Here is a 26,532-nt window from a genome sequence, read left to right on the forward strand (position 1 = left end):
AAGTTATTTCTTTTTCAATGTCTTGCCAATGAGTTAATTAACACAAACGGTTGTTTAAATTTTTGTTTTTTACCTTCAAGATTAAAAATCTGTGCAAAGCAGATGTAATGACCTTTAGCACAAGCAATACCAGAATCATTTTTGCCATCCCAAATTAACTTACCATGTGTACCAGCTAAATTTTGGTGTGCCAATTTTCGTATTAGTTGTCCTTTATCATTATAAATCTCTCTGGTGATGATATAATTTGGTTTAATTAGAGCATAGTTGATTTCCAATTCATCTTCAAATCCATCGCCATTTGGAGAAAATGTTTTGCTGGTTAAGGTTCTTTTATTTTGAGGAATATCAATATCGACTACCGAATTACGATAACCAGGAGTGGCACCTTCATGAAGTGTTGATGCTGATTGGAGTGTGTTTTTATCTATAGTAATTCGTTCCAATGATACACCTTTTGCATCTATGAGATGTGCGGAGTGCATAGATGAATTATAGTAAATAGAATCAATGAGTGTATTTTGATCAGAATACAAAGTCACATTACCTTGTTGGTTTGTATATGGAGGAAGTTCACTTGTTTCCAACAAATTGTCGAAAATTGCATTCGGATAATGTTGATAAACTGTCGATTTGTCGGTTGTGATAGCGACATAGCCATCCGCTTCCAGCACATAGAATTGATTTGTAATAATTCTGTTCCCTAATCTAAAATTTTGAAGATTTATAGGATAAGAGCTGTTATTATACAACTCTACAAAATCTACTCCACCTTCTTTAGGATTAAACAAGACCTCATTAATAATAATATCACCTTTTGCAATTGTATTTTGTTTGAAAAGTTTAGTTTCAAATGAAGGAATTTCTAAGTCACAAATCTTTAAGCCTGATATTTTTATGGTGTAAAGCATTTGTGGATCTATAGTTGCAGGAAAGCTAATTTGAATCTTATCATTTTTGATTTCCACATTTGGGGCTACGCCAATTTCACCATCCAAACTAACTTTTATAGCATCAATATTTGACAAATAATTGCTAGCAATATTGAATTCCAGTTCGACTATATTTTGATAAATAGCATAATTAATGATATGGAGTTTGGGAATAAATTTCTGATCTAAAATGGTGTTATTCTTTCCCGGAGTTCCACCACTTAAGGAGTTCGTCGCTGACCAATTTAAATTTATATTGCAATTCCAATTTGGATTTATACGTTCAAGACTCCATCCACCATTTCTTTTGGAAGAATTGTTGTACCAGCTGTCGCGATAAGTAACTTCATCCAGTAACACGTCTTCTTGAGTGAGCTTTATGCTTGCCGTGGAATTATTGAGCGCAGACCATCTCGCCAAAGCTATTGCATTCCCATATCTTGAAAATTGTGTCGCTGCTGTTTCTTGACAAAGTATGACATATTGTCTAGGAGCTAGCTTGTAAGTGGGGAGTTGCTGTTGATTTGAATTGACATGAATTACAATGTTTTTTAAATCAATGACCTGCGAACTATTATTATATAATTCTATGTATTCAAATGGGGGCAATGAAGCTACATTGTTTGGATTAATCATCAATTCGTTGATGATGATCGTAGGGTTTTGAGCGAAAGCCTGTACAGGCTGATTGAAAGCAAGAATAAGCAAAAAGGAATAAAGCTTAATTAATGTTCTCATAAACCTATTTTTAGCCTAGCGCAAGTATGTTTCTTTTCGCAAGCAATTTACAGAATAATTTTCTCTATAATTTATTTTTACATTGTATTTGTTCCGAATAAAAGACTTAAAAATTAACAAAATGATAATTTTACGACTTAAATCTATGTGCTTTTTAATATATTTTATGATTATAATGCGAAAAATATAAATTTAATATCGTTTTACTGATTTTTATTTATTATGTTTGAGACCGTTAAAAAATAAGAATATTAACAAATCATTAAAGCAACAATTGTAAAGAAATGAAAGTAGCAGTAGTTGGCGCAACAGGTTTAGTTGGGTCCGAAATGTTGACAGTATTGGCGGAGAGAAACTTCCCAGTAACAGAATTGATTCCAGTAGCATCAGAAAGAAGCAAGGGTAAGGAAATTGAATTCAAGGGTAAGAAGTATAAGGTTGTTACTGCGACAGAAGCTATTGCACTTAAACCAGATGTAGCTTTATTCTCGGCGGGAGGAAGCACTTCTACCGAATTTGCACCATTATTTGCAGAGGCAGGTATTACGGTAGTAGATAATTCTTCGGCTTGGCGTATGGACCCTACCAAAAAATTAGTAGTACCAGAGGTAAATGGTGATGTACTGACAGCAGATGACAAAATCATTGCGAATCCAAACTGTTCGACTATCCAAATGGTCGTGGTGTTGAAGCCATTGCACGAAAAATATAAAATCAAGCGTGTAGTCGTATCCACATACCAATCGGTAACAGGTACGGGTGTAAAAGCTGTTCAACAGTTGAACGATGAGCGTGCAGGTATAGAAGGTGAAAAAGCATATCCATACCAAATCGATCTAAACGTGATTCCTCAAATCGACGTATTCCAAGATAATGGATATACGAAAGAGGAAATGAAAATGATATTGGAAACGAACAAAATCATGCAAGATGAATCGATTCGTGTGACTGCTACGACAGTGCGTATCCCAGTAATGGGTGGTCACTCGGAGTCTGTAAATATTGAGTTCGAAAATGATTTTGATTTAGCTGAATTGCGTGCTGCTTTAGAGGCGCAAGAAGGTGTTGTCGTAGTAGATAATCCTGCAAACTTAGAATATCCAATGCCGAAAGATGCGCATGGAAAAGATGAAGTTTTCGTAGGACGTATCCGTCGTGATGAGTCGCAAGACAAATCAGTGAATCTTTGGATCGTGGCTGACAACTTGAGAAAAGGTGCTGCAACAAATGCAGTTCAAGTAGCTGAATTGTTAGCGAAAAAAGGATTGATCTAATACTTCTGTAAACCTATTTATATCAAATCAAAGCTGTAAGTTTTCTTGCAGCTTTTTTATTTGTAATTTTAATATTAAATTGATTTTGAGTCATGTTTTTAAATAAAGTTGATGAAGCTACAAGGAAAATAGCTGATAGTTTTAAGACAGGTGAATTAATTCTATTGACAGAAAGCGATTTGAAGACTTCGTTATCGAATACTATAAGAGAAATTCTGAGTAATAATTATACAGTAAATACTGAAAGTCCATGGTACGATACTTATGAAACTCAGTCTACTTATTTTATTGATATAACTGCATTTGATAAACATAAACTTACAATAAAATATGACAGCACAACTCACCGAAAAGGTTATAAGTATGATGACGAAGCTCTAGTTATTGAACTTAAATATTTCAGATATAAATCTGATATTGAGGAAATTGCTAGCGATTTTAGTAAAATGCGTTTGTTGACAATGGCTCCAAAGAATGATTGTTACATAATTGCTGCTGCACGGACAAAAGAATTGTTTGAAACTGCTAAAAAATTTATGCAAAATCAATTAAACATTTACAGAGGTCAATATAATAACAAAGTTAAAGTGTATTTATTTAACACAGAAGAGATAATGGAGATATTTTAATTTATTTGATATTAATTTACCTCAATAACTCTTTCAAATCATCCTGAGAAAGCGACTTCACAAAGGTTTCTTCTGTTGTGATTAACGAAGTTGCGATAGACATTTTACGGTTTTGCAGCGCTACTATTTTCTCTTCGACGGTATCTTTACTAATGAATTTATAAATAAAGACATTACGTTTTTGTCCGATGCGGTGCGAACGGTCGATAGCTTGTTGTTCTACGGCAGGATTCCACCACGGGTCTAAGATAAAGACATAATCAGCCTCTGTTAAGTTAAGTCCGACACCTCCGGCTTTTATCGAGATAAGGAATATCTTGACTTCGTCGTTTTCTTTGAATTTTTGTACTGCTTCGGCTCTGTCTTTTGTGCCACCATCCAAATAAGCATAAGGAATATTATTTTTATCAAAATACTTCCTAAATAGTTCCAAATGCTTCACAAATTGCGAAAATATCAACACTTTATTGCCCTCAGTAGAGATAGAATCAAGCATCTGTAGTACAGCCTCAAATTTACCTGATTCATCAGCGTACGAAGGCTCAACCATTTTTGGGTGGTTGGCTAATTGGCGCAATTTTGTCAATCCTTGGAGTAAGGCTATTTGATTTCCTTTGCCGTCGTTCACAGCACCTTCTAATAAGGCATTTCTATATTCGGACTTGGTCGATTCATAGAGCTCGGCTTGAGTCTCATTCATCTCACAATAGATGATTTGCTCGGTTTTAGGAGGCAATTCTGTTGCTACTTGACTTTTGGTACGACGTAAGACGAAAGGCTTGATAATGGCTTGTAGTCGCTTCGCGGTGTCTTCATCTCGCTTCTTTTCAATAGGAATGACAAATTCCTTTTGAAAAAAAGAGTAACTTCCCAATAAGCCTGGATTGGTGAAGTGCATTTGTGACCAAATATCCGAAACCGAATTTTCGATAGGCGTACCACTCAACGCTAATTTATGGCGACTTTTTAAGGATTTTATCGATTTAAAAGACTTTGATGTGGGGTTTTTGATATTTTGACTTTCGTCTAGAATGATATAATTGAAAAAGAATTTGCTAAACATGTCTTCATCACTACGCACGATTCCGTAAGTCGTGATGACCAAATCAAAATGCGTAAAAGCATAAGCATCTTTGAATCGATTTGAACCTATATGCATCAGAATGCGCAGTTTGGGTGCAAATTTTTCAGCTTCTTTTTGCCAATTGTAAACCAATGAAGTGGGCAATATTAACAAGGAAGTTTTGGCGTAATCCGTATTTTTAAGTTGCTCTTTTTGTTTTTGCAAAAGTGCTAATGTTTGAACCGTTTTACCCAAACCCATATCATCCGCTAAGACCCCACCAAATTTGAATTCCTGTAAAAAATGAAACCAATTATAGCCTGCTTCTTGATATGAGCGTAGGCTACCATTAAATTCTATGGGAGCTTCCGCTTTCGGAATCTCTTCAAAATTGCTTAGATTTTGCAATTTACGGCTCATCGTCAATGCTGTATGCTCTGATATTTCATGCAAAATCCCGACATGGGCTTTGTTGAGTTGAAGCCCGTTCTTTTTGATAGCAAACTGAAAAAGATGCTCATACTGGGCAAACCATTCCTCTGGAATAATCGCTATCTCACCATTCGGCAAGGTAAATTCTTGAATTCTATTAAGTATGTGGTCTCTTAATTGAATGAAAGGGATTTTGTAAGGTCCAAAATTGGCAAAGGCACGAACATCAAACCAATCATTGTCTTCGACAACTTCAATATCCAAGGAGGTTTTTCCGATGAAGAAATGTTTATCACCGGTTTCTTGCTTAATGATATAGCCTTTTTCTAAGAGAGCATCCTGACGGTTGTTAAGCCATTCAAAAACATTAGAAAATTCTTTCCCGTCTGTCATATAGCTACCAAACAAGGCGTCTTGCTTTTTCAGTCCGAGACTTTCTAGATAGCGATGTTGATTTTCTTCCCAAATCGTTGAACGTTTGACCCTTGTGAAAGTATAACTATCTTTTTCCTCATCATAGGATAGCTTTACCGAAATTTTTTGCTCGGCATTAGGAGAGAAAATGAAATCTCCATATTGAAAGGAAAGTTGAAGATGCGATTCACCATTCTGAATATAATTCAATGTTAAATTGGGTATTGCATCTTCTTTTATTGTCTTGATATCAAAACCTTCTGCATAGACTGAGTATTTCTCAATCAATGGAATAATAAAGGTTTCGTAATATTTGCGCTCGGTAGCACGTGGAACACTGATGTATCTTTTATTCAGAAAAGGTGCTAATTTCTTTCCTTCTAGCGGCTGGTCAAAATGGTATAACACATTGTCCAATAACAACCAAGCTTGTGCATTGATGATGACTTCCGCATTTTTGAACATGAATTCCATACGATTTCCGTCATATTTCAACGTCGGAAAATATCGCGTCTCTTCTTCGTTTCTTCTGAAATGGAAAAGAATAGAAGTCGGTTGTGGAGCGATTTTGAGTTGATGCTCAGCAGGGTATCCATCTTTTTTGCTCATCAAGTAAATAGGCTTATCGCCAATCAACTCCATGACCTTGAGTAACTTTTTCTCTAGTTTGGGACGGATGTAATCACGTACCTTATTATCAAATATTTTGCTGAAATAATCTGCCGGACGAACAGCTTTCTTGTGGTATTTTTTAATGACATTACTTTGTTCGATTTCATCAAGAAGCTTAATAATCTTGTAATCTGTTTCGTCTAGAGCACTGACAAATTCTTCAACCGTATTGGTAAATACACGTTTATACAACAGTGAAAGGCTTCCATTTGGATTAAGTTGTACAATATGTGGTTCCAGGAGATAGCCCAAGTAAGGGTGTTCACCGAATGAATATATCAATTTGTACGGAAGAGAAGTATCTATCTGTTGCATCAATCTTTAGTATGTCTCTCAAAAAAGACAACTAATATACCTCGAATAAGTAGTAAGATAAAATTATCCGAGAAGTTTACTTAAAATAATTAATCTATTTCAATTTCACCACTGAAAACAAAGTTAGCAGGACCTTTTAAATATACATTTGTAAATGTATTTCCAGATTTGTGAAATGAAATGTAAAGCTGACCGCCTAATACACGAATTGGTAAAGTGATATCTCCTTCTAAATTCTTGTCAATAGCCATCGCCATTGCCGCTGCTGTTGCTCCAGTACCACAAGCGTAAGTTTCGTCTTCTACACCACGCTCAAATGTGCGTACGAAATATCCATCACCTTCTGCCTCGATGAAATTGATATTAATACCGCTTTTGCCGTAAGTTTCATTATTACGAATTGCATAGCCTTCGGTATATACGTTGAACTCTTTTAAATTTTGGACTTTAGCAATATAATGTGGAGAGCCCGTATTTAGAACATAAGCTTCTCCGTCGCGATTAATTTCATGAACATCAATCATTCCTAAATTAACTTGACTGTCAGTTATTTCAGCAAGATGAGGGCCATCTACTGCCACAAAGTCAGTTCTGTTGCTTATGATATTCAAATCGCGTGCAAATGCAACAATACAACGACCACCATTGCCACACATAGTACCTTCTCCGCCATCGGCATTGTAATAAACCATTTCAAAGTCAAAATTTTCATTATGTTGAAGCAACATCAAACCATCTCCTCCAATTCCAAAGCGTCGATCGCATAACTTTTTAACCAAATCTTTGTTATTTCTATCGAAATGGTTGTTTCTGTTATCAATCAATACAAAGTCGTTACCTGCACCTTGATATTTGGAGAATTGGATTTTTCTGCTCATAAAGTTGAAAATTTAGCTCAAATTTAATATTCTTGTTACAATTCTGAAGCCAATTTGTTAAATCTTGTTAAAATCCTTATAATCGGGTCGTTGTTAACAAAATTTAACTGACAAAATTTGTGTCAGTGGGCAGTATGGTATTACATTTGAATACGTCGTGTAAAGAATAGATAACAAATTTAGAATTTTAAAACAGCAATAAATAATATGAAAAAAATAGGAGTAAGTTTATTGACAGCTGTCTTAGGGGGAGCGGTGGCTGTTGGAGGTTATAAATTGTTTGAGGACAAACAATTTAAACACATGAGTTTGGAAGAGCAACAAAAAGTATATTATGCGAGTAATCCTGCTGGAGAGATGATGTCTTCTACAGGTAATCCAGATTTTACCCAAGCAGCAGCAGCAGTTTCTCCTGGCGTCGTGCACATTAAAGTGACGATGACAGCGCGCGGTTCACAGCGTGGTGGTGGAGGTTCTCCGTTCGATATGTTTGAAGAGTTTTTCGGAATGCCTCAGCGTCGTCAGCAAGCACAGCCTCGTCAAGCACAAGCCTCTGGTTCTGGTGTAATATTAACTCCTGATGGTTATATCGTAACGAATAATCACGTCGTTGAAAATGCAGATAAAATAGAAGTACAATTAACAGATAAGCGAACTTTTGAAGCTAAAGTAATAGGCAAGGATGCGAATACTGATTTAGCATTATTAAAAGTGAATGCTACCAAATTACCAATGGTAAGAATGGGTGATTCGGATAATGTCCAAATTGGTGAGTGGGTGTTGGCAGTGGGTTATCCATTGAGTTTACAGTCTACTGTCACGGCAGGTATTGTTAGTGCTAAAGGTCGCCAGATTGGTATCTTGGGCGATTCACAACAACAACCTCGTGGGTATGGTTATGGAGATCCAGAACAGCAAATTATCAATACAGCCATTGAATCATTTATCCAAACAGATGCTGTTATCAACAAAGGTAATAGTGGCGGAGCTCTAGTGAATGCTCGTGGAGAATTAATTGGTATCAACTCTGCTATTGCATCTCCGACAGGTGTATATGCTGGTTATGGATTTGCAATTCCTATCAATTTAGCGAAGAAAATCTTAGATGATTTCAAAGAATTTGGTAGTGTGAAACGCGGTTTTATTGGTGTAACATTTACTGAAATTAATGAAGCATTACGCAAAGAGAAAGGAATTGACGATATCAATGGATTGTATGTTCAAAATGTAGTAAAAGGTGGGGCTGCAGAAAGTGCTGGTATCAAAGGAGGAGACATTATTACTAAAATTGAAGGCAGAACAATTTATTCTTCTTCAGATTTACAAGAGCGTGTAGCGAGACTTCGTCCTGGTGACAAAGTAAAAATCACTTACAAACGTGAAGGTAAGGAGAAAGAGGTGAATTTAACGTTAAAGGCTGAGGAAGATTCAAAGTCTAAAGGCGGAGAAGATGGACCAAGTGCGAGTGCAACTGAAATCTTCAACAAATTAGGTGCAAGTTTCATTCCTGCTACTGATGCACGTAAAAAAGAATTAGGGGTATCTTCTGGTGTAATTGTGACTCAAGTGCATAGAGGAGGTGTTTTCGAATACTTTGGTGTAGAGAAAGGGCTTGTGATCACAGAGGTGAATGGTAAGGCAGTGAATAGTGTAGATGATGTAGAGTCTGCTTTATCCGCGACAAAACGTAATATCGTACGCATCAAAGGTGTGCCACAACGTGGTAGCACGGTTGAGCTGAATGTTCCTATTGAATACTAATAGCAACAATTAATAATTTCAAATGGCTTTCTTAGGGAAGCCATTTTTGTTTTTACAGAATAAAAAGACATTTTTGTGCTATGAAAATTTTAATGGTTTGTTTAGGAAATATTTGCCGTTCGCCGTTAGCACATGGCATTTTACAACATATAGCAGATAGTAAAAACTTAGGATGGGAAATAGACTCTGCCGGTACAGGAGATTGGCACATAGGACAATGTCCAGATAGACGTAGTATTGCTGTTGCAAAGAAATATGGCGTAGATATTTCCACGCAAAAGGCTCAACATTTCACAGAAAAGTTATTTGATAAGTATAATCATATTCTAGTGATGGACAGGCAGAATTATAAAGATGTTATTCGCCTTGCAAAAAATGAAGAGCAAAAAGCAAAAGTCTCTCTGTTTTTAGAAGATGATATCGTTCCCGATCCGTATTATGATGATGCGCTATTCGAACCTGTATATAAGATGGTTGAAAAAAGATGTCAAGATCTGATTTCAAAATTGTCCAAATAACGTAACGATTGAATCAGATTGTATTAAAACCAAATTTAAATCATTATTTTGGCACAATAGCAAATAAATGAAAGCAGCAGAAGTAAATCAAAAATGGAATATATTACGGGAAGCCATTGCCAAAAGTTTTGATATGGATTTACCCGATTTAAAAGTAATGCTGTTTTTGATCGGCGTACAAGAATTGGGGCAGGGACCAAAGCAATTTTCAAAACGAGAAAAAGAAGAGTTGATGCATATTGCCACATGTCGATTGTTTTCGTCGATGGGTTTTTATGAATTAGAAGGTTCGGATGAGGAAGGGTGGCCACATTGGATATTAGTAAAACCAGTTCCAAACTATACGCTTTTGGAGCAAGAGCTGATTCTTAAATCGTTAATTATAGACTATTTTCAGGATTTAGATTTTATATAAAGCAGTATAAATGAATAGGATAATTTTAAGTTTAGTGTTGATTTTTATTACAACACTAAGTTTTGCACAAAAACCACAGCATTATTATGTGGAAATCACCACAAATAAAGGAACTATGTTGGCGCAGCTGTACAACCAGACGCCAAAGCACCGCGATAACTTTAAGAAATTAGTGTCTGAAGGGTACTACGATGGCGTCTTATTTCACCGTGTTATTAAGAATTTTATGATTCAGGGAGGAGATCCTGATTCAAAGTCGCCAACTACTACTAGTTTGACTATACTAGGTAATGGTGGACCTGATTATAAAATCAATGCGGAGATACAAGGAGGATTATTTCACAAGAGAGGAGTGTTAGGTGCGGCAAGAGATAATAACCCGGCGAAATCTTCTTCAGGCTCACAGTTTTATATTGTACAGGGTCGCAAATTTACAGATGCTGGTTTGGACTCTTTGGTTAAACACAGAATGCAAGGTAAAGAGTTTTCTGCTCAACAGCGTGAAGCCTATAAAAACATTGGAGGTACGCCTCATTTGGATGGGAATTATACTGTCTTCGGAGAAACAATTAAAGGAATAGAAGCAATTGATCAAATTGCAGGGGTAAATACGGATAAAAACGATCGCCCAATTACAAATGAATCGATGCACATGCGATTATTAACACGTCGTGAAGCCATTAATTTAGAAAGAGAAATGGTAGGTTTAAAACCTAAAAATGGTTTTTTTACTAAGTTGTTCGATGGATTCAAATCCAAAAACTACAAACTCTAGTTTATGAAGATAATTACATATAATGTCAACGGACTAAGAGCAGCCTTAAAAAAGGATTGGTTAGGTTGGCTGACTGCTGTTAATCCTGATGTTGTTTGTTTACAAGAGATTAAAGCTACACCAGATCAAGTTCCAGAAATATTGTTCTTAGAGCAAATGGGGTATGAACATTATTGGTATCCTGCACAGAAAAAAGGATACAGTGGTACGGCTATTTTGACTAAAATCACTCCAAAACATATAGAGTATGGTTGTGGTCATGAGGATTACGATTTTGAAGGACGTGTTATTCGGGCAGATTTCGAAGATGTTTCCGTGATGAGCACTTATTTTCCGTCAGGAACAACAGGTGATGTTCGTCAAGATTTCAAATATAGATTCTTACATGATTTTCATCAATACGCGCATAAATTATTAGTTGACCATCCGAATTTAGTAATAAGCGGAGATTACAACATTTGTCATCGTGCTATTGATATTCACAACCCGAAATCCAATGCGAATACCTCAGGGTTCTTACCTGCTGAGCGTGAGTGGATGGAGAATTTTATTAATTCAGGTTTTATAGATACTTTCAGGTCGTTGAATCCTGACCCGCATCACTATACATGGTGGAGTTACCGAGCAGGTTCTAGAGGTAAAAATTTGGGTTGGCGTATTGATTACAATATGGCGTCAAAGGCTTTGGAAAATCGCATCGTGGGAGCGAGGATATTGCCTGATGCGGTGCATTCTGATCATTGTCCAGTATTACTGGAATTAACATAAAAAGTAATGAGAAACATTTGTTTCTCATTACTTTTTATATGTTGCAGAACATTTCTGCGTTTCTTCGACTTTGCATCGTATTAGCTCGCAACCAGTTTCTTTTAGTTGCTGTGGTGCAATTACTTCAACAAGATGTTTAGCAATATTTTCAGCGGTGGGATTGAAGGGTACAATGACTAAACTTTCTTCTGTAAGTTTTTTCAATTCTTCCAACATGGGGTCATTTACCCAAATCAAAAACTTGTGATCGTAATTATCTTCTAACCACATACACAATTTCTCTTTGATGACAGAAAAATCTAGGACACGACCGACTTCATCTAATTGTTCAGCCGCTACTTCAAAGTGAATTCTATAATTGTGCCCATGCAGAAATCTGCATTTCCCTTCGTGACCAACGACTCTATGTCCACATGAAATATCGTGATATCGCTCTGCTGTTATCATAAGGCAAATATAAGCTTATTTTATCAATCGATCTTGCAGTTGTTGGATATTGTCTACCGTCAATTGTTGCATGACCTGATAGAGATGCGCTTTAAACATGTTAATGGTGTGCTCACCTCCTTCATCCCCTAATGCACCAACTCCATACATAAATGGTCGTCCCATGAAGTTGAATTCTGATCCCACAGCATACGCTCTAGCTAAATCCACGCCTGAGCGGATGCCCCCATCCATCATTATTTTTAGTTTGTTTTTATAATTTGGATTGGTTGCCAATTTTGTGAGTGATACAATGGAGGACTCTCCAGCATCCACTTGTCTTCCACCATGGTTAGACACGATTACGCCATCTACGCCTAATTGAATAGACGCTTCCATATCTTCATCAGTTGCGATTCCTTTGAGCACCAGAGGACCTTTCCAGATGTCACGAATAGCTTTTACCTTCTCGATATTTACTTTGCCTGTGAAGGTTTTGTTCATGAATTGGCCTAATTGCGATAAATCAAGACCTTTTTCCATGTAAGGTTTTAATGTTGCAAATGAAGGGATGCCATGTTTTAGGGTTTGGATTCCCCAAGTTGGACAAACCATAGCTTGAAGAATGTTTTCAATATTCATTTTTGGGGGCATGGACAATCCGCTTTTAATCTCTCGGTAACGGAGTCCAAATGAAGGAACATCCACAAGAACGACTAGAACAGGACATTCCACTACCTCAAGGCGTCTCAAAATATCATCACGTAATCTATCTTCTGTAGGATGATACAACTGAAACCAAGCTTTTCCATCTGACACATCTGCGATACGCTCTATACTACTTGTAGACACTGTACTAAGCGTATAAGGGATGTCATGTTTTGCCGCTGCCTTTGCTAATATTTCTGGAGCGTTAGGCCACATCAGACCTTGTAAACCAATAGGAGAGATTCCAAAGGGTGCGCTGTATTTTCTTCCGAATAACTCTACGGACATGTCAATCTCTTGACCTACTCGTAAGTATTGTGGTTTAAGTTGAATAGTATCAAAATCATTTTCATTTTTGAAGAGATTCAATTCTTCATTACATCCTCCCTGTAGATAGTCAAATGCAAACTTTGGTATTCTTTGTTTAGCTTTCTTTTTAAGGTCATCGACAGACGGATATCGACTATTGTATTTAAAAATCGGTTTTTTAGACATTGATTAAAAAATTTTCTCCAAAATACGATTAAAAATTTGATTAGCTATCCTGAGCTATTCTGTGCTTTAAGGTGTTATTTTGGCTTGAATAGCTTTACCATTTTTGTCTATTCCATGAAATAGGATGTAGTCAGCTTTTACATTTAGTCCTGAAGTACCAACTCTTAAGTGAATGAAAAGATGTTTAACAATCATATACTTACCCGAAATAGTAGTTTCTATATAGGGAGTATTGTTGTCAAGCTTTAAGTATAGTTTTTGACTTGGGTAAGAGACTAGTCTTATCTCGTAATAGTTCGTATGGAGTTTTTCTGTTTTGATGCCATAGGCATATTTACGCTGTATGTTAGTTAGTGGTTTTATTTCACCGTTATTATCAAATAATTGTCTACTGATTTTAATTGGATTTTTATCGTTGAGGTGATTTGCTGAGCTAAAGTTTGCTTGATATATAAAAGTGTTTTTTCCTCTACTGTGTTGGATATAAAAAAGGATGTCTTCCGCGGTTGGTTTGGGATAGTTCTCTTGCGAAAAACATGCGGTATTAAGAATTACAAAAAAAGTAAAAAATGTAACAAGCTTAACCATTTTGTATTGTTTAATACTAAATTACAATTTTTACTTTCGGAAACCGTGGTTGTATTACTATTAATTTCTGTTTCCGCCCATAAATTTGGAAATCAACCAAATAATTAAGGCCACAACAATAACGACTATTATTATACCAGACCAAACGCCGGCTTTAAATATTCCACCGATTACTTCACAGCTTGATAGCAATGAAATAAATGTAGCCATTAGTGCAACTAAACTTATTCTTTTCATAATTGATGTTTATATTTAAGAACAAGTTCTCCATTAAATTGTTTGAGATAAGCTTTTAATTAATTTGCGAAATTGTAGGAAAGTCCAAATTAAAGATATTGGAATATAAAGTATGATGAATAGTATGAAGAGTTGCCAAAAGAAGAGGACATATGATATAGTTGTTGTGTCCATGATGTAGGGGCTAGTGCTTTCAGTTATGTAAGGATTTGAGCTGTCATTTAAATGGAACGAAAATATCAATATAATTAAGATTAATGCTATAAATAATAAATAGAATCCATGATATTTGGTGTTTTTTTTAGATGTATATTATATAGTTTGCTTCTATTTCGTTTACAATACCCATAAATATAAGGGACAAGTAAGCCTAAAATTGGATTGAAAACAAAAAATAATGATGATAAATATAGATTTCTTATACTCCCTATTTGATTGTTATCAATACTGACTTGATCTACATTTTGCATAATTAACTCTTCTAATGGTATGTCTAATACTTTACTTATTTGTTTCAAACTAAAACCACTGATTTCTTCTGTCCCTTTCTCAATGCGCTTAACAGTTCTTAAGGAGACTCCCGCTTCGTCAGCAAGTTCTTGTTGGGTTAGTCTCTTTAGCTTTCGAGGGGATTTTAAGATTTCGTTGATATTAGGTTTTGTCATACCTCAAAACTGTTTATTTATACTTTTTTGTAAGAATAATCTATATGCCAATAATACGACAATGGTGTGTAATTGTTGTATTAAATAAAAAACTCCCGAATCAATAAGATTTCGGGAGTTTTATGGTTATTTAATATTACTAATTTTTAAGATTCTGCTCTTAATACTTTAGCAGCTTCAACCATCGCTTCTAATGCTGCTTTAGTTTCAGGCCAAGCACGAGTTTTCAAACCACAATCAGGGTTAACCCAAAGTTGTTTTGCTGGTACTACATCTTTCGCTTTACGTAGCAAATCAATCATTTCTTCTTTACTAGGCACGCGTGGTGAGTGGATGTCATATACACCAGGACCGATGTCGTTAGGGTATTTGAATTCACCAGCAAATGCATTTAACAATTTCATTTGAGAACGTGATGTCTCGATAGTAATTACGTCAGCATCCATAGCAGCTATATCTTTGATTACGTTGTTGAATTCTGAATAACACATGTGCGTGTGAATTTGAGTGTCATCCTCCACATTTGAAGAAGAAACACGGAATGCACGTACAGCCCAATCTAAATATGTTTGTTGGTCAGCCTGACGTAATGGTAAACCTTCACGGATAGCTGGCTCATCAATTTGTATGATTTTGATGCCTGCTTTTTCTAAAGCTTGAACTTCGTCTAAGATCGCTAAAGCGATTTGGTAAGTCGTCGTTTCGCGTGGTTGATCATTACGTACGAAAGACCATTGTAAGATAGTAACAGGACCTGTCAACATACCTTTTACTGGACGATCTGTTAAAGATTGTGCATATGCAGACCAACGAACTGTCATATCTGCTGGACGGTATACATCACCATAGATAACTGGAGGTTTTACACAACGAGAACCGTAGGATTGAACCCAACCGTATTGTGTAAATGCATATCCTGCTAATTGCTCACCAAAGTATTCTACCATGTCATTACGCTCGAACTCACCGTGTACTAATACATCGATATCTAAGTTCTCTTGTAAACGGATTACACTTTCAGTTTCTTCAGCGATAGCTTTATCGTATTCTTCTTGTGTGATTACACCTTTTTTCAAGTCAGCTCTCCATTTACGAACGTCTTTCGTTTGTGGGAATGAACCGATTGTTGTAGTGGCAAATTCAGGTAATCCGAATTTAGCTTGTTGAGCAGCTTTACGCGCTTCAAATGGAGAAGTACGTTTTGCATCCTCGTCTGTAATGCTGCTAACGCGAGTTTTAACTTCTGGTCTGTGAATCAATGGAGAAGTACGACGGCTTTCTGCAGCAGCTTTGTTAGCTTCAAAACGTTCTGCTGTTTGTGCATCTACTTCACCATCAGCTAATACTGCTAAATCTTTAACCTCTGCTAATTTTTGTTTAGCGAATGCTAACCAGTTTTTAACTTCAGCTGGAAGAGTATCTTCTTTTTTCTCGCTATCCAAATCGTAAGGAACGTGTAACAATGAAGAAGAAGTGCCTACCCAAACTCTGTCTTTGCCTAAAGCAGCAACAGCTTGTTGGATTTTAGCTAAAGTTTTTTCGTAATCATTTTTCCAAATGTTACGTCCTTCAACTACACCTAAAGAAAGTGTCAATGAAGCAGGAACTTTAGTTAATAGCGTGTCTAATTGTTTTTCGCCACGTACTAAATCTAGATGTAGAGCGTGAACAGGTAAGCTAACTGCTAAATCTTCGTTATCTTTCAACGCTTCGAAGTAAGTTGTAGCAATTAATTTTGCTCCTTTAGCAGCAGCATTCAATTTTTCGAATACTTTAGTATATAATGCCTTTACTTTTTCATCAATATCCAAAGCCAAATAAGGCTCATCAATTTGGATATATTCAGCACCAGCATCAGCTAATTTAGAGATAATCTCTTCGTAAACTGGTAAAAGACGATCGATTAAGTCGATGCGGTTAAAACCTTCTTCTTTTTCTTTACCAATTAACAAATAAGTAATGGGGCCAATCACAACAGGCTTCGTATCGAAACCAGCAGCTTTAGCTTCGTTGTATTCGTTTAAGAATTTTTCAGAAGTTAATTTGAAAGTTTGATCTTTCGTGAACTCAGGTACCATATAGTGGTAGTTCGTATCAAACCATTTTGTCATTTCTGAGGCTGTCACATCGATTCCTTCTGCTTGGAATCCACGTGCCATTGCAAAATATAAATCTAAACTATAGTTGTTGTCGATTTTGTCTAGTAAAGAATTGTAACGTGCAGGGATAGCGCCTACCGTAAGCGATAAATCTAAAACCTGATCATAGAATGAGAAATCATTAGAAGGAATCAAATTGATGCCAGCATCTTTTTGCGTTTTCCAATTGTTTAGACGAATCTCTTTCGCTGCATTAAATAATTCTTCCGCTGAAATTTTCTTAGCCCAGTATGCTTCGTTTGCTTTCTTCAATTCACGGAATGGTCCTACACGAGGGTAGCCTAAATTGTTTGTTAGTAACATATAATGTTCCTTAAAGTTAAATACTATTGTCCTTTGCTAAGAGAAGGTCACTAGGTTTAGTGATCTCGGCTTATCATTCCCATCAATGTGGGTAGACTGTAGCACCTTGTCAAGGGACAGGTTGCTAAGGCTTCATCGGGTCTATTCCCTCTACCTTTCTCTATAAGCGGTGGCTAAGTTATATAATATTCTTATAGTATCAAAATTTTTTATTATCACACTTTTCGAATATTCTTCTCTAAGTTATCATTTATATTATTTCTAAAAATTTTGAAAAATTTTTAGAAATAATTGGTTGTTTATCTAATTATATTATCTTTTTATGTCAATATTGTATTCTATTCTGACAAAATAAATGTTTTGTATTGTATTTAATTGATATTCTTTTGATTATGCTTTTAATTTAATACTTTTGTGCCAGATTATAAATCTACCAACTGTGAAAAAGATACCGATTCTTATGATTTAATTGGATTAATAGTTGTGTTGATAACTTAATTTTGATTAATGCCATTTTGATAAATGTCGCATAAAAAATAATCTATTAACATAGTAGAATTTGTAGTGCTTTTCTGGATTTAAATAATATCAAAATGAATAAGCAAGTTTATCAATCGCCTAAAGTTTCTTTGGTGTATGTGACTATTGAAGAATCAATAGCTGTAGGATCTTATCCTAATTCTGTAAATATAGATACGGAAGGAATTGGAACCCATATTAGCGATTATGAGGTCTATGAAGAGAACAATAAAGACTTTAATTTAAATTTCTAAGTTATGAAGAATGTATTTGCAATTTTATCATGTTTAATCTTGTTCACTTTTCTATCAGGCTGTTCTAAAGAGCAGTATGTAGATACTAATGACGGTAAGGTTATGTATATCAAGTTGGATATCAATGCGATGTTAGTGGTAGATGCTAAAAATAAAAAATTGGAGAGGCAAGCTTCAGCATCTCAAAATTTTTCAAAACAATCAGCTGGTCCTATTATTAAAACAGATGCTTTGGATCAAATGTATTTTTCTGAATTCTCTATTGATGAGTATAAAAGAAATACAAACGGTGTATCTAAGAATTTGAAATCCGCTTTGGGAAATAAAGTTGCATCTTTAGAAGGGAATAATATGCCGGTTTATGATGATATTTCCAAGTACAAGAAGCTGGAAGAAGGTGTTTTTTATATGGTTCTTATTTTTGACAATGAGGATAATCATGTGGGTACTACATTAATTAAATCTGGCGATGTGGATGCAACAATTCCTGTTCGTTTTAAAGAGGATTATGAATTAACTGCATTAAATTATTACCGTATTGTTGCTTTTACGTTTAATACTAAAGATGAAAAGGATTTTGATAATTTGAATTTAGATCCTTCTCAAACGAATAATAAACCAAAAATAATATTACCATCCGACAAAGAATTTTTCTATCATAATGGAAGTTTTTTAGTGGATCCAAAAGCTGATTATCCAACTCCACCTAAAGTTAATGTGATATTTTTACCACAAACGGTGAAAGTAGGTATTACAGTTGATGCTAAAGGAGTAGGAGCGAAAGTCAAAAAGATCGCAGGTACGTTTGGTTCGTTTGGATACAGAAAGACAGCGAATTTTGATTTAAAATTAAACAGAGTGATTGAAAAATTAGAGCTTGACGAAGAAACGTTTTCATATGATTTTACCATTTTCGGAGACCAAGATAGTTTGTCGATTAATAGGTATGTTTATATGGACGATACCGATGGTATAAATCAATTAAATAATTTCAGTGTTGTGTTGAAAGAGCTAGTCATTCAGCGCGATGGAGAGGATACTGAAACGACGGTGCTTTCTTCTCCTGCTACGAAGTCTTATAATTTTGGGGATATCAATCTTTCGAAGGGAAAATATTTTAATGGTCGTATAAATCTCTTCAATGGATTTCAAATAGGTGATGTGATTTGGTCTTATACTAATCTATATTACGACGCCAATGCTCCTGAAGGGCATCGACATAAATTTCGTGAATCCGCTAGTGATGGATACAAGGAATTAACAGATTATTGGAATTTTAATAAAGAGTTTCCTAAATCAGAAGATAATTCTGGTCGTGATTTAGATCCGTGTTCACTAGTATATCCTGGAGGATGGAGAATGCCGACGATTGAAGAGGCAAGTTTGGCAACACCATCTAATAATAATTTGAAATCATTTTCTTATTTAGATGCAAGTGGATCGTCAACGGAGAGGGATTATGATTATATGGAGTTGGTTAATAACGAAGATCAAAAAATTCGATTTTATGCATTTGGTATGCGGGATGGTTTAGTTTATACTGGAGAAGGAGCAAATGCTTTGTATTGGTTAACAGGAAGTGCTCTTAAGACGCAAGCTGATGTCTTTAGAATTGCTATTCTCAAGACGGGTAATGATTCGGGTGACGGATTAATAGATTATCCTGATTTTGTTATTTCGGGTGCAAGAGGTCTTAATATTCGTTGTGTACGCACATTGAGAAATTAACATATTACAATAATTTTTTAAAGCTCTGAATTTTTCAGATCTTTTTTAGTTAGAGTAGACGTGTTAACAAGCATTGTACTGTAATGTAAATGCTTGTTTGATAGTTGTTAACTGTTGCTTTAAAAATAAATATTGATTAATTAATTAGTTCATGATATCTTTAAAGCGTTAAAGCAATTTATTGTTTTAAAATAATTATATGTCTATCTGTTATCTGATTTTACGACAGTTATGTTTCCAGAAGGAAGAAAATGGAATATTTTCTGAATGTAGCGATCGTGTGGCAAGGTTTGCTTGCTAATAGGATTTGGATAGATTTCACACTACCTATATTTAATTATTGATGAGTAAACAAAAATACATTTCTCCCAAGGTGATTTGTTCTATTACCCTTTTAGAAGAAAGCGTAGTTGCTTCTTCTGTTATAGCTGAAGATAATTTAGAATTACGCGAGGTGATTCAGCGCTATGATTATGAAGAATTAGGAGGTGAAAGTAAAGATTTTTTTATTAATTAATAATATGAGAATTCGTTACAACATTGTTCTGGTGTTATTTTTTATTATGTCGGGCTTTAACTTTTTATTGAGCAGTTGTACAAAGAATAATCCAGAGACCACAAATCAACCAATAGTACTCGGAAAGGATCAACTTGCAGTTGATTTGGTCGTGGCACAAGAATATGGAGAAATGATGGACAAATCTGCTTCAATTTCTAGTGGGAATGAAAATATACAGACGGCTCAATCTGGAGACTTATTTGTAGAGATATCCTCATCATCGAGAAAGAAATCTGATAAAATTGCTGATGTTAATCTTCCTAATACAAATTTAATAAGTCTTCCTTATCGAACTCCATATAAGATTATAGTCTTAAATAGTGAAAATGAATATGTAGCAGAAAAAGTAGCTTATTCAGGTGTTGCTATCAGTTTTGACATTGTCTTAGAGCCTACTTATAAGGTAATAGCATACACCTATAATACTTCAGATACACTTCTGTATACGCACAAATTAGGTTCTCTAGACAATAGAACTGTTTTATCTAAACCGTGGATTGTTCCAAATAGAGAATTTTATTATGCTACATCGCCAATTTATGTTGATGCTCAAGGGAAAAAGAAAATAAGTTTGAAGTTTATTCCTAAAGTAGCACGGATAGGAATAAGTATAAATGTAGAAGCTATTTTCGCTAAAATACAAGGGCCGATAAAATTGCAAACGTTGAATAACAACTATTTTAAGGGAGGTAAATTTAACCTTTTAGATCAATCTATTTCCAATGTAGGTGCTCAGCCTTCTTTTAGTGCTGTTGATCTTAATGGAAATATTGTGGCAACCTCTGTCATGGATCGGTATGTAAGCAGTATCTCGAATGCATATACAGGCAACTCCGTGGTGACAGGATACTTTTATACATTGGTAGAGAATGATGGAAGAATTGCTGAGCAAGAGGGGGCTTCAAATTATTTTGCTCGGGTAAATTTTGTCGGTAATAGCATTACTGGAACATTGAACAATGAAATTGTGTATACTGAAACACATCGTGTTAATAATGCTGATCTCCCATTGAAAGAAAAATTAGATCATACATTTAGTTTTTCGGATGGTTTTACGGGGTTAGCACTAGGGAAGAGTAAGACATTTACTTTTAAAATATATAGAGGATTTCCTTATAATAATTTACTGTGGTCAACGACAAATTTAATACATACGGGTGGAGTAAATTATAGAACCGAAAGTTACATATTTAGACGGTATCCTTATGATGGGTTTCAGCAGCCTGCAAAAGATTATTGGGCTCCGAATAAATTAATACCAGGAGTTTCTTCCAATGATGTTAATACCGGTGATCCATGCAGTAAAGTATTTCCTGTTAATGAGTGGAGGATGCCTACATTAAGTGAATTTGAAGCTTTATTTAATACTGGTTCAGGCTTGACGAGAAGTCGTAATCTTAGTGATAATCTGTCCGTACAAAGACATACATTGATAAGAAATACTACAAATACTTCAAGTGAAATAAAATTCTATTACTTTGGTCGAGCGGGGCTTTCGGTTTCTAATGGTGTGCCATATTATACTTATTATAACGATAGTGAAGAGGTAGGAGGAGAAGCAAACTATTTATTCAAAGAGAATACTGGTAATGTAATTTCCGAAAAGCACTACTATACAGCTGCCTGGCAAACCCTTTATTACGGGAATTCAACACTGACAAATGAGGCAAATAGGTTTCGTAATGTAAGGTGTGTACGTTCAATACCAACAAATTAATTCTTCTTCATATTAAACATTAAGAGGCCGTCTCAAATTGAGACAGCCTCTTTTATATTTAAGTTACCAAAAGTTTGTAACCTCTGCCGTGTACATTCACAATTTCTACACTAGCATCTTCTTTTAGGTATTTGCGTAGTTTACTCAAAAATACATCCATACTTCTGCCGGTGAAGTAATTGTCATCGTGCCAAATCTTTTTCAAAGCTTCTTCGCGTGTCAATACATCATTCTTTTTCAAGCAAAGAAGTCGTAACAATTCAGCTTCTTTTGTAGAAAGTTTTTGCTTTTGCCCTTTGTATGTAATAATCTGACTTGTATAATCAAAGAAATAGTTTCCAATTTCGAATTTATCTGCAAATTCTTCTTCCTTATCTTTTGAAGCGCGTTTTAATAGCGCATTGATGCGTAGCAATAATTCTTCAACTCGGAATGGTTTAGTAATATAGTCATCACCTCCTAATTCGAATGCCTGCGTTTTATCTTCCATCATTCCTTTTGCAGTAGCAAAAATTATGGGAATAGTACTATTGATTTTGCGTACTTCTTTTCCAAGTGTAAATCCATCCTTTTTGGGCATCATGACATCAAATATACATAAGTCAAATTCACTTTTGCGAAATTCTTCCAATGCTTTATCACCATCAATTGATAATGTGACATCAAATTTTCCTTTTAATACAAGATAATCTTTTAGTAATTCACCAAGATTTGGATCATCCTCTGCTAATAATATTTTTTGCATAAGTTTTTACTATTTATTGATTACTTTTTCAGTGGTAGTATCACCTCAAAAGTTGTGCCTTTGTCTTTTTCGCTTTTCACTGTTATTTTTCCGTCAAACCTTTTTACTATGTCATTTACATAACTCAAGCCTAATCCAAATCCCTTTACATTATGAAGATTTCCTGTAGGAATACGGTAGAATTGGTCAAAAATTTTCTCTTGTTGGTCTTTAGTCATTCCCATTCCTTTGTCCGTGACCGAAATTATAACTTTATTATTCGAGTTATAGGTTTTGACAGAGATGTCAGGGGAATTAAGACTATATTTTATTGCATTATCAACTAAATTAAACATTACATTTGATAGATGCAATTCATCTCCTATCACCAAATCTTGTTTGGCATTTAATTCCTGATTGAGTACACCATTTGCTTTGTCAATTTGCAGATGCATACTTTCTAATACATCTTCAACAATATTATTAATACGGACATCTGTACGTTCAATCTTTAAATCCTCTTTCTCTAATTTAGCGATATTTAATACTCTTTCGATGTGGTTTCCTAGGCGTACATTTTCGTCGTAAATAATGTTAGCTAATTTGTTAACGCGCTTCTCATCAGAGTTGATTTCAGGATCACGAAGAGATTCACTGGCAATCATTATTGTAGCTACTGGAGTTTTGAATTCGTGCGTCATATTATTGATGAAGTCAGTCTTCATCTCAGATATTTTTTTCTGCTTAAATATGATGCTTAGCGTATAGGCAAAACAACCAACTAATAGCGCGAATAAAGCAATAGTAGGAAATAGCAAATAACTAATGTTTTTGGCTATAATATTCTTTTTATTAGGAAAGTATATTGAAAGTCGTCCTCGAGATTCTCCAATATCACCTTTGAATAAATCTGTCGTATAGCGAGTTAATTTTTCGGGTTCTAATAAACTTTTGGGGTCAGAAGTCTGATAGATCAATTTAAAATGATCACGAATCTCCATATTAAAAGGAGAATGAATGTCTCTGCCCGCTAATTCCTGCTGAATCAATTGCTGCACTCGACTCGTATTTATGCGTTTATGTAATGGTCTGTTCGCTAGTTGTACACTCATTGCCACATCTTCTACAATTGTTGATTTCTTGCCACTCAAAATTGCGACAGTGTCAAATAAAGTAGTAGGATTAGATTCAGCTAATAAATCTTCACGAATTTTATCCAGCTGTCCAAGCAAATCGGTTATACGTTTGTTTATTTTGATGTCTTCTTTTGGTGGGAGTGTGGCAATTTGGTACCAATTTACAAAACCTGTTAATATGTCAAATTCTGAAATAACATATCGAACGGAATCGTCCTGAGCAGCAATTTTTGGTACTTCTCTAGTTGCAGAAACGATAACATAAGTGTTAGCTAAAGTAGTGCCTAATATCGGCTCTTGTTCTAATCTAATCTGAATAAAACGTCTGTTTTGTTTGATTCTATAATATGTTTCATAAAACCAATTATCAATTGGTGTAACATTAGGATATCTTGATTTTAGTTCTTCATCAGCATCTTTAAACTTTTGATAATTATTTTGCTGTTTTATTCTTAGACGATCTATCTCTTCTTGTATACTGAGCTGTTGCGCTAGTTTCTGTTGTTTTTTTTGTTCAAAAATATATTTGTCTCGGTTTACCCTCGATTGAACTTTTGCAAAATCCAACACTTCTGATTTTTCGATTTCTGAAGCAACTTTTGACAGTGATGTATTTACTTTTTCGTCAAAAAGTTGAGACTCTTGAAGATAGGTTTCACGGATAAAATAATACTGCATCGCCATTACGCCGAGTAATGCAATGGACATCAACCAAATGATTAATGAGATGCTTTTTTTCTTCATTTAGTACAAAAATAATAATGATTATTAGTTAATGTGTTGATTTAACAGAATTTAACTTGAATTTCAATAGTGGAATTAATAATTTTAATATACTAATAATCAATGTATATGAGGTCAATTGTTTTATTTTTTAGTATTTCTGTACTATCATTAATGAGTGCTAAAGCACAAGAAAAGAAAATTAACATAAATCCAAAGCATTTTTCTATACCTAAAATTGAATTCCCATCAACGGATTCATTGAATACTTTTAAGTCGAAAAAATTAGATTCATTACTAATATCAATTGACAGATCGGTAAATATGCCAAATGCGTATACTGAAAGTAAATTAGTTGATCAAATGCCTATAAAAAAGCTGGATGGAATAGGATTAGCACCTATGCCAGGAACAGAAAATCTTGATAGGTTAGAAATAAAAAATAGAATGGATTCGCTAAGGCAGCGCGACAAGGATAAAAAATAATCAGGCGAGATTTATCTCGCCTGATTATTTCTTTTATTGAACCACTGAAACGCGGATCGTATTAGTTTTACCTTTTTTGTGCAATGGTGTAGAGGCTGTGTTGATCACAATCTGTCCTGGATCTACCAATTGATTATCTTTCAGCAATTCATTCACATCTTGAATTGTGCCATCAGTACTTTCAAATTTTTCGTAGATAAATGTGCTTACACCCCAAACTAAGCTTAATTGATTCAACAATTGTGTGTTGCCTGTGAAGACATAGATGTTTGCATCAGGACGGTAGCTTGATGTTTCCAGTGCAGTATAACCAGATGAAGTCATAACTACGATCGCAGAAGCATTTGTTTTTTCGGCTAAGTAAATCGATGACCCACAAATTGAATCTTGGATTACAGTCTCAGGATTCGAAGCATCATTTCTAGCGTTATAATAAGGATACGAAGTCGATTCTACGTGTGTAATGATTTTAGCCATTGTTTCGATAACGATCTCAGGAAATTCTCCGACAGAGGTTTCACCACTCAACATTACAGCATCAGCACCATCCAAAACTGAGTTTGCTACGTCATTTACCTCAGCACGTGTAGGGCGTGGTGTAGTAATCATACTCTCTAACATTTGCGTAGCGATGATTACTGGTTTTGACAAGTTACGGCACTTTTGAACAATAATTTTTTGCAATCCTGGAACTTCTTCCATTGGTAATTCCACACCTAAGTCTCCACGAGCTACCATGATAGCATCAGTAGCTTCGATGATTGCATCAATATTTTCTATAGCTTCTGGCTTTTCGATTTTTGCAATTACTTTAGCATGGCTACCTTTAGCAGCAATGATTTCTTTACATTGAGCGATATCTTCAGCCGAACGAACGAATGACATCGCGATCCAATCTGCACCATGATCTAAAGCGAAGTTCAAATTATCTAAATCTTCTTCTGTCAATGAAGGGATTGAAACTTTTGTATTAGGAAGATTCACCCCTTTACGTGAAGTAAGAATACCTCCGTGAACTACTTCACAGATTACAGAATCTTTGTGATTAGTTGATAATACTCGCAATTGCAATTTACCATCATCTAATAATATAATTTCGTTTTCTTTAACGTCGTTAGGGAAATTCTCATAAGTGATATAAACTCTTTTTTCATCACCTATTAATTCTTGTGTAGTCATTTCGATTTGCGTGCCATTAACAAGCATCGCGCCACCTTCCTTCATTTTACCGATGCGGATTTTTGGACCTTGTAGATCGGCTAATATTGCAACGTGAAAGGGGTGTTCTTCGTTGATTTCCTTAATAGTGTTGATTACTTTTAAATGGTCCTCTTGGCTACCATGCGAAAAGTTTAGTCTACATACATCTACACCTTTAGCGATCAGTTGAGTTAATACTTCTTTTTGAGCTGATGCTGGGCCTAGTGTTGCAACTATTTTCGTTCTTTTTTGAATTTTCTTCATTTGAGTTTTATTCTTTATTACTAATGACACCCCAATCATATCATTTTATTTGACAGG

The 26,532-nt window shown here is 35.1% G+C and carries 24 protein-coding genes and 1 riboswitch; of the genes, 12 read left to right on the top strand and 12 right to left on the bottom strand.

Annotated elements, in window-relative coordinates; all coding sequences use genetic code 11:
* Positions 1-14 precede the first annotated feature (14 nt).
* Complete coding sequence (locus GOQ17_RS00090) at positions 15-1,670, bottom strand: lamin tail domain-containing protein (protein ID WP_159632989.1); 1,656 nt, start codon at positions 1,668-1,670, stop codon at positions 15-17.
* A 284-nt stretch (positions 1,671-1,954) separates the two neighbouring features.
* On the opposite strand from GOQ17_RS00090, the gene GOQ17_RS00095 reads away from it, so the two are divergent.
* Together GOQ17_RS00095 and GOQ17_RS00100 are read left to right on the top strand one after the other, a co-directional pair.
* Positions 1,955-2,944 (top strand): aspartate-semialdehyde dehydrogenase, encoded by a 990-nt coding sequence (locus GOQ17_RS00095; RefSeq protein ID WP_159632992.1) that lies wholly within the window; start codon positions 1,955-1,957, stop codon positions 2,942-2,944.
* Positions 2,945-3,036: 92 nt separating this feature from the next.
* The gene (locus GOQ17_RS00100; protein WP_159632995.1) at positions 3,037-3,573 is read left to right on the top strand and encodes a hypothetical protein; all 537 of its coding nucleotides are present in this window, start codon (positions 3,037-3,039) and stop codon (positions 3,571-3,573) included.
* Between the two features lie 16 nt (positions 3,574-3,589).
* Here GOQ17_RS00100 and GOQ17_RS00105 read toward each other — a convergent pair whose 3' ends face one another.
* Together GOQ17_RS00105 and dapF are read right to left on the bottom strand one after the other, a co-directional pair.
* Entirely contained in the window at positions 3,590-6,469 is a 2,880-nt protein-coding gene (locus tag GOQ17_RS00105; RefSeq protein ID WP_159632998.1) for a DEAD/DEAH box helicase, read from the bottom strand.
* An 89-nt stretch (positions 6,470-6,558) separates the two neighbouring features.
* Positions 6,559-7,347, bottom strand: coding sequence for a diaminopimelate epimerase (gene dapF, locus GOQ17_RS00110; protein ID WP_159633001.1), 789 nt, complete (start codon positions 7,345-7,347; stop codon positions 6,559-6,561).
* A gap of 207 nt (positions 7,348-7,554) precedes the next feature.
* On the opposite strand from dapF, the gene GOQ17_RS00115 reads away from it, so the two are divergent.
* The 5 genes from GOQ17_RS00115 to GOQ17_RS00135 all read left to right on the top strand — a co-directional run bounded on the left by GOQ17_RS00115 (position 7,555) and on the right by GOQ17_RS00135 (position 11,584).
* Positions 7,555-9,108 (top strand): Do family serine endopeptidase, encoded by a 1,554-nt coding sequence (locus GOQ17_RS00115; RefSeq protein WP_159633003.1) that lies wholly within the window; start codon positions 7,555-7,557, stop codon positions 9,106-9,108.
* Positions 9,109-9,188: 80 nt separating this feature from the next.
* On the top strand, positions 9,189-9,626 hold the full coding sequence (locus GOQ17_RS00120; protein WP_159633005.1) for a low molecular weight protein-tyrosine-phosphatase: 438 nt from the start codon (positions 9,189-9,191) through the stop codon (positions 9,624-9,626).
* A 67-nt stretch (positions 9,627-9,693) separates the two neighbouring features.
* Positions 9,694-10,041 (top strand): hypothetical protein, encoded by a 348-nt coding sequence (locus GOQ17_RS00125; protein ID WP_159633007.1) that lies wholly within the window; start codon positions 9,694-9,696, stop codon positions 10,039-10,041.
* Between the two features lie 10 nt (positions 10,042-10,051).
* Positions 10,052-10,816, top strand: coding sequence for a peptidylprolyl isomerase (locus tag GOQ17_RS00130; protein WP_159633009.1), 765 nt, complete (start codon positions 10,052-10,054; stop codon positions 10,814-10,816).
* Between the two features lie 3 nt (positions 10,817-10,819).
* Positions 10,820-11,584 (top strand): exodeoxyribonuclease III, encoded by a 765-nt coding sequence (locus GOQ17_RS00135; RefSeq protein ID WP_159633011.1) that lies wholly within the window; start codon positions 10,820-10,822, stop codon positions 11,582-11,584.
* 27 nt (positions 11,585-11,611) lie between these two features.
* On the opposite strand, the gene GOQ17_RS00140 is transcribed toward GOQ17_RS00135, so the two are convergent.
* From GOQ17_RS00140 to metE, 6 genes are all read right to left on the bottom strand, one after another.
* Positions 11,612-12,031 carry a 6-pyruvoyl trahydropterin synthase family protein gene (locus tag GOQ17_RS00140; protein ID WP_159633013.1) on the bottom strand — a complete coding sequence of 140 codons (420 nt, stop codon included), beginning with the start codon at positions 12,029-12,031 and terminating at the stop codon, positions 11,612-11,614.
* 15 nt (positions 12,032-12,046) lie between these two features.
* Complete coding sequence (locus GOQ17_RS00145) at positions 12,047-13,213, bottom strand: alpha-hydroxy acid oxidase (RefSeq protein WP_159633015.1); 1,167 nt, start codon at positions 13,211-13,213, stop codon at positions 12,047-12,049.
* A gap of 66 nt (positions 13,214-13,279) precedes the next feature.
* Positions 13,280-13,801: a DUF4833 domain-containing protein gene (locus tag GOQ17_RS00150; RefSeq protein ID WP_159633017.1), complete on the bottom strand. Its 522-nt coding sequence runs from the start codon at positions 13,799-13,801 to the stop codon at positions 13,280-13,282.
* Between the two features lie 60 nt (positions 13,802-13,861).
* Complete coding sequence (locus GOQ17_RS16170; RefSeq protein WP_201288475.1) at positions 13,862-14,038, bottom strand: hypothetical protein; 177 nt, start codon at positions 14,036-14,038, stop codon at positions 13,862-13,864.
* 260 nt (positions 14,039-14,298) lie between these two features.
* Positions 14,299-14,703, bottom strand: a complete 405-nt coding sequence (locus tag GOQ17_RS00155; RefSeq protein WP_159633019.1) for a helix-turn-helix domain-containing protein — start codon at positions 14,701-14,703, stop codon at positions 14,299-14,301.
* Positions 14,704-14,849: 146 nt separating this feature from the next.
* Positions 14,850-17,165 (bottom strand): 5-methyltetrahydropteroyltriglutamate--homocysteine S-methyltransferase, encoded by a 2,316-nt coding sequence (gene metE / locus GOQ17_RS00160; protein ID WP_159633022.1) that lies wholly within the window; start codon positions 17,163-17,165, stop codon positions 14,850-14,852.
* 67 nt (positions 17,166-17,232) lie between these two features.
* Positions 17,233-17,334: riboswitch (SAM riboswitch) on the bottom strand.
* A gap of 424 nt (positions 17,335-17,758) precedes the next feature.
* Here metE and GOQ17_RS00165 point away from each other — a divergent pair.
* The 4 genes from GOQ17_RS00165 to GOQ17_RS00180 all read left to right on the top strand — a co-directional run bounded on the left by GOQ17_RS00165 (position 17,759) and on the right by GOQ17_RS00180 (position 21,942).
* Positions 17,759-17,938 (top strand): hypothetical protein, encoded by a 180-nt coding sequence (locus GOQ17_RS00165; protein ID WP_159633025.1) that lies wholly within the window; start codon positions 17,759-17,761, stop codon positions 17,936-17,938.
* 3 nt (positions 17,939-17,941) lie between these two features.
* Complete coding sequence (locus GOQ17_RS00170) at positions 17,942-19,666, top strand: hypothetical protein (RefSeq protein ID WP_159633028.1); 1,725 nt, start codon at positions 17,942-17,944, stop codon at positions 19,664-19,666.
* A gap of 343 nt (positions 19,667-20,009) precedes the next feature.
* Entirely contained in the window at positions 20,010-20,183 is a 174-nt protein-coding gene (locus tag GOQ17_RS00175; protein ID WP_159633031.1) for a hypothetical protein, read from the top strand.
* 31 nt (positions 20,184-20,214) lie between these two features.
* Complete coding sequence (locus GOQ17_RS00180; RefSeq protein WP_236537004.1) at positions 20,215-21,942, top strand: hypothetical protein; 1,728 nt, start codon at positions 20,215-20,217, stop codon at positions 21,940-21,942.
* A gap of 58 nt (positions 21,943-22,000) precedes the next feature.
* Here the strand turns inward: GOQ17_RS00180 and GOQ17_RS00185 are convergent, their stop codons facing one another.
* Together GOQ17_RS00185 and GOQ17_RS00190 are read right to left on the bottom strand one after the other, a co-directional pair.
* Positions 22,001-22,687: a response regulator transcription factor gene (locus tag GOQ17_RS00185; RefSeq protein ID WP_159633036.1), complete on the bottom strand. Its 687-nt coding sequence runs from the start codon at positions 22,685-22,687 to the stop codon at positions 22,001-22,003.
* Positions 22,688-22,707: 20 nt separating this feature from the next.
* On the bottom strand, positions 22,708-24,546 hold the full coding sequence (locus GOQ17_RS00190) for a sensor histidine kinase (RefSeq protein ID WP_159633038.1): 1,839 nt from the start codon (positions 24,544-24,546) through the stop codon (positions 22,708-22,710).
* A 153-nt stretch (positions 24,547-24,699) separates the two neighbouring features.
* Here GOQ17_RS00190 and GOQ17_RS00195 point away from each other — a divergent pair, with 153 nt between their 5' ends.
* The gene (locus GOQ17_RS00195; protein ID WP_159633041.1) at positions 24,700-25,011 is read left to right on the top strand and encodes a hypothetical protein; all 312 of its coding nucleotides are present in this window, start codon (positions 24,700-24,702) and stop codon (positions 25,009-25,011) included.
* Positions 25,012-25,044: 33 nt separating this feature from the next.
* Here the strand turns inward: GOQ17_RS00195 and pyk are convergent, their stop codons facing one another.
* Complete coding sequence (gene pyk, locus GOQ17_RS00200; RefSeq protein ID WP_159633044.1) at positions 25,045-26,475, bottom strand: pyruvate kinase; 1,431 nt, start codon at positions 26,473-26,475, stop codon at positions 25,045-25,047.
* Positions 26,476-26,532: the final 57 nt, after the last annotated feature.

This window comes from Sphingobacterium composti, assembly GCF_009829075.1.
Lineage (GTDB): Bacteria > Bacteroidota > Bacteroidia > Sphingobacteriales > Sphingobacteriaceae > Sphingobacterium > Sphingobacterium composti.